We start from the raw sequence: 3,959 nt of genomic DNA on the forward strand, positions 1-3,959 counted from the left end.
GCCGTCGGTCGTTCTTCGAGCCGGCCGAACAGCGTGAGCACGGGCAGCAGCAGACCGATCAAAGCCAGCAGCACGAGCGGCCGCCCCCACCACCAGGCGGCGGTTCCCCCCGCCGGCTGCGGAAAGGCGGTCAGCAGCAAGAGTCCGGACATGGCCGCGAGCAGAGGCAAATGCCAGAGGTACACGGTCATGGACCACCGCCCTGCCACTCCGATGAGCCGGCGCACAGATACGAGGGACACCACCCGGGCCAGCATGGGACGGAAAAGCTGCAGGGCCGCGGCCTGCGAGAACCCGAGAAGCAGCAGCGTCAGGTTGGGCGGATTGAGGTTCACCAGCATGTTCCCGGAGTACAGTCCCAGCCACACGAGCAGCCCCAGGACCAGGTTGCTGCCCAGGATGATGACCGCCAGCGCGGGGCGCCCGGGTGCCACTGGCCCGCCGTCGGCGAGGAAGAATCCAAGCTGCTGCACTGCGCACCACAGGAAAATCATGTTGAGGTACGCCAGGGCCGGCGTTGTGCCCCGCAGGCAGTCCACCACCACCACCACCGACGTGAGACCTGCCAGGGTCAGCCAGGGCGCCCGGGCATGCAGCCGCGCCAGGAGCGGAAGATTCAGCTGCGCCGCGAGATAGGCGGCCAGGAACCACAGCGGCATGCCGGCGCCGGAGGCGAGCAGCTGGATCACCTGCGGGTCCACCCCGGCCAGGCGTGCAGCCCAGAGCCCGGTGAACATGACCGCGAGCAGGACGGCGGCGGGGCGGATGAGCCGCAGCATCCGGCCCTGCATGAAGTCGAAGGCAGTGCCGCCCCGGGCGCGGAGGCGACGCCAGGACTGCAGGCCGGTGATGCCCCCCGCGACGAAGAAGAGCGGCATGACCTGCAGGACCCAGACCACCGGTTCGAACCAGCGCTGGTTGCCGAGGGTGTTGTCGGAGGTCACGGTGCCGTCCGGGTGCAGCACCGGGCTGACCATCATGGTGTGCCCCACCACGACGAGCACAAGGCAGAAGAACCTGGCGAGATCGATCACCAGGTCGCGGTCCGGCCGCAGACCATACCAGTGCCCTGGCTGCTGCGGTGAAGCCATTGAGCCCCCTACGGACGCCGCCAACGCGCCCCCTTGAGCTGCTGAGTGCTGTTGAGCGTCAACGCTCCTGTGTTGCCTCCATTGTCGGCCCTGTCCCGGCCGGCGGCCAGTGCCGTCGGTTCAGGCGGTCAGCAGCCCCAGCGCTGCGAGCACGACGGCGAGCAGCGGCGTCGCGCCCTGGGTGGCGGCTGCGCGGAGGTACTTGCGGCCACTGAGGGCCAGCACGATCGAGGCCAGGAGCATCGAACCGCAGCTGCTGAAAACCAGGGTCCATCCCACCGCGGGGTGCCCCAGGGCGATGGCGCCGGTGCCGGCGAGGGCACCCGCGGCCAGGAAAAGGTTGTAGAAGCCCTGGTTGTAGGCCAGCGGCCGGGTGGTGTCGGCGTCCGCCTGCGAGGTGATGCTGAACCGCTTCCACGTGGCCGGCCGCGTCCAGGTGATGGACTCCATGGTGAAGATGTAGACGTGCAGCAGGGCCGCAAGCAGCGCGAAAACGAGGGAGGCCAGGATCATGGTCCGATCCTAGCCTCCCCCTGTTTTGCTGATCCGTCAGGTGATCAGCGTGAGAGCGTGGACAGCGCCGTGGCCGCGAACGTCCCGGCCGTGGCGTCCCATTCGGCCAGCAGTCCCTGAAGGTTCTCGCCGTCCCTGCGGTGCACGGCCGTGCGCGCCTCGAGGGTCCCCAGAACGCCGGTCCGCAGCTCCGTGTTGAAGTTGACCTTGCCCACGTTCATGGCGGCGGCCTTGACGAGTTCTGCCGCGGGGATTCCCGAGGCGCCGTGCAGCACCAGCGGAATGCGGGTCCGCACGGCAATGTCCTGCAGGACGTCCCACCGCAGCTCCGGTTCGCCCTGGTACTTGCCGTGGACGTTGCCCACGGCCACGGCCAGCAGTTGGGCGCCGGAGCGGGCCACGAAGTCCTCCACCTGGGCGGAGTCGGTGAGTCCGGCCATGCCGGCCGCCGGGGCGCTGCCCGCGGCGTCGGGCCCAAAGGCCCTGTCCTCGTCGCCGGCGAGGCCGCCGAGCTCGGCCTCGATCACAATCTCCCCGGCAAAGCCGGCGCCGTCCAGGGCTGAGCGCGCCGCCCGGACCAGGGCGATGTTGTCCTCGTATTCCAGCGACGATCCGTCCACCAGCACGGAGTCAGCCCCGGCGGCAACGGCGTCGGTAATCACGCGGAGGTCGGAGGCGTGGTCGAGCTGCACGGCTACCGGGACGCCGGCGGCGTCGGCGAGGCCGCGCAGCGCCGCGATCAGCCGGAGACCGTTCGGCGTGGCCGCGGTGCTGGGCGAGACCAGCAGGATGGCGCCGCGGCCGGCGTCCTCCGCCGCCCCCANGGCCGAGCCCTGCTGGAGGGCGGAAGCCACCAGCTGGTCGAGACGGGCACGCATCAGGCGCTCAGGCCCCCCACCAGGGTCCAGACGAGGAACGTCAGCGCGAAGCCTGCCACGCCGAGGATGGTCGTGAGGACCGTCCACGTACGCAGCCCGTCCGCCACCGACAGTCCCAGGTACCGGGTGACGATCCAGAATCCGGAGTCATTGATATGGCTGAGGCCGAAAGCGCCGAAGCCGATTGCCACCAGAATCAGCGCCGTCTGTACAGGCGAGTACCCGCCGTCGGCAACCGAGGTCGCCAGAAGTCCCGCAGTGGTGATGATGGCCACGGTGGCCGACCCCTGGGAGGCGCGGAGAACCGCGGCCAGGATGAACGCCATCAGGATCAACGGCAGTCCTACGCTCTGCAGGCCCTCGGCGAGTGCCTTGCCGATGCCCGAGACGGTGAGGACTTTTCCGAAGACGCCGCCGGCGCCGGTCACCAGGATGACGATGGCGGTCGGGGCGAGGGCGGAGTCCATGACCTCGCCGGTGTGCTGGGAGGACCATCCGCGGCGGATGCCGAGGAAGTAGTAGGCCATTCCCAGGGCTGTCAGCAGTGCGATCAGGGGTGCGCCGACGAAGGCTGCGATGTCCGCAGCGGGGCTGCCCTTGGGCAACATCACCGCGCCGACGGTTCCCACCATGATCATCAGGATGGGCAACACAATCAAGGTGATGATCATGGCCGGGCTGGGAGCGGTTTTGGCAACGGTCTTGACCGCGACGCCGCCGCTTGGGGCGGTGTCCTGCTCGACCTCGGATTTGCCGGAGCCGAAGAGGCGGAACTGCTCGGCAGTCCCGGGGAGCATCACGTAGTCGCGACGGTTGAGCCGTTTGGCAACGAAGTAGCCGAGCACCCCGACGGGGATGCAGATCAGGAGCCCGATGATGGTCGTCCAGCCGATATCGGCTTTGAGGATACCGGCCCCGCCAACAACGCCCGGGTGCGGCGGAACAACCACGTGGATGGCGAGCATGATCGCGCCCACGGGCAGCCCGATCTTGACCGGGTTGACCCCGGCCGCTTTGGAGAAGCCGTAGATGATCGGGATCAGGATGATGAATCCGACGTCGAAGAAGACGGGGATGGCCAGCAGGAAGGCCGCGGAGGTCAGGGCCGCGATGACCCGGCGGGGTCCGAGGAGTTGGGTGAACTTTCCGGCCAGCGCCTGGGCACCGCCGGAAACCTCAATCATCTTGCCGAGCATGGCGCCGAGGCCGACGAGGATGGCGACCGACCCCAGGGTGCCGCCCATGCCTTCAGTGACGGTCTTGACGATGTCCGGCAGCGGGATTCCCGCAACCAGGGCGACAATGACGCTGACAACCAGCAGCGCCAGGAAGGCCGGGATCTTGAACTTGATGACGGCCACCAGCAGCAGGGCTACGCCTGCTGCGGCTATGGCCAGGAGAGCGAGAGCGCTCATCGGGTGTCTCCTTTGACGGACCGGTCCGGGGAAGGACCGGAGGGTTGGTTCGACGACGGCGG

4 protein-coding genes are annotated in these 3,959 nt (G+C 68.6%); all 4 read right to left on the reverse strand.

Going from position 1 to position 3,959, the window contains the following annotated elements; all coding sequences use genetic code 11:
* Positions 1-1,091 (reverse strand): acyltransferase family protein (locus K789_RS0106420; protein ID WP_024366040.1); only part of this gene is annotated, 1,091 nt, incomplete at its 3' end.
* Between the two features lie 120 nt (positions 1,092-1,211).
* On the reverse strand, positions 1,212-1,604 hold the full coding sequence (locus K789_RS0106425; RefSeq protein WP_024366041.1) for a DUF1304 domain-containing protein: 393 nt from the start codon (positions 1,602-1,604) through the stop codon (positions 1,212-1,214).
* 44 nt (positions 1,605-1,648) lie between these two features.
* Positions 1,649-2,482, reverse strand: a complete 834-nt coding sequence (locus K789_RS0106430; protein ID WP_024366042.1) for a class II fructose-bisphosphate aldolase — start codon at positions 2,480-2,482, stop codon at positions 1,649-1,651.
* On the reverse strand, positions 2,482-3,897 hold the full coding sequence (locus tag K789_RS0106435) for a GntP family transporter (protein WP_024366043.1): 1,416 nt from the start codon (positions 3,895-3,897) through the stop codon (positions 2,482-2,484). The genes K789_RS0106430 and K789_RS0106435 overlap by 1 nt, the downstream gene beginning before the upstream one ends.
* Between the last annotated feature and the right edge of the window lie 62 nt (positions 3,898-3,959).

The sequence above is a fragment of the Arthrobacter sp. TB 26 genome (assembly GCF_000427315.1).
Lineage (GTDB): Bacteria > Actinomycetota > Actinomycetes > Actinomycetales > Micrococcaceae > Arthrobacter.

Bases quoted from the DNA above. Each gene is read 5' to 3' on its own strand.
- K789_RS0106425 (WP_024366041.1), bottom strand. From the start codon at position 1,604: ATGATCCTGGCCTCCCTCGTTTTCGCGCTGCTTGCGGCCCTGCTGCAC.
- K789_RS0106435 (WP_024366043.1), bottom strand. From the start codon at position 3,897: ATGAGCGCTCTCGCTCTCCTGGCCATAGCCGCAGCAGGCGTAGCCCTG.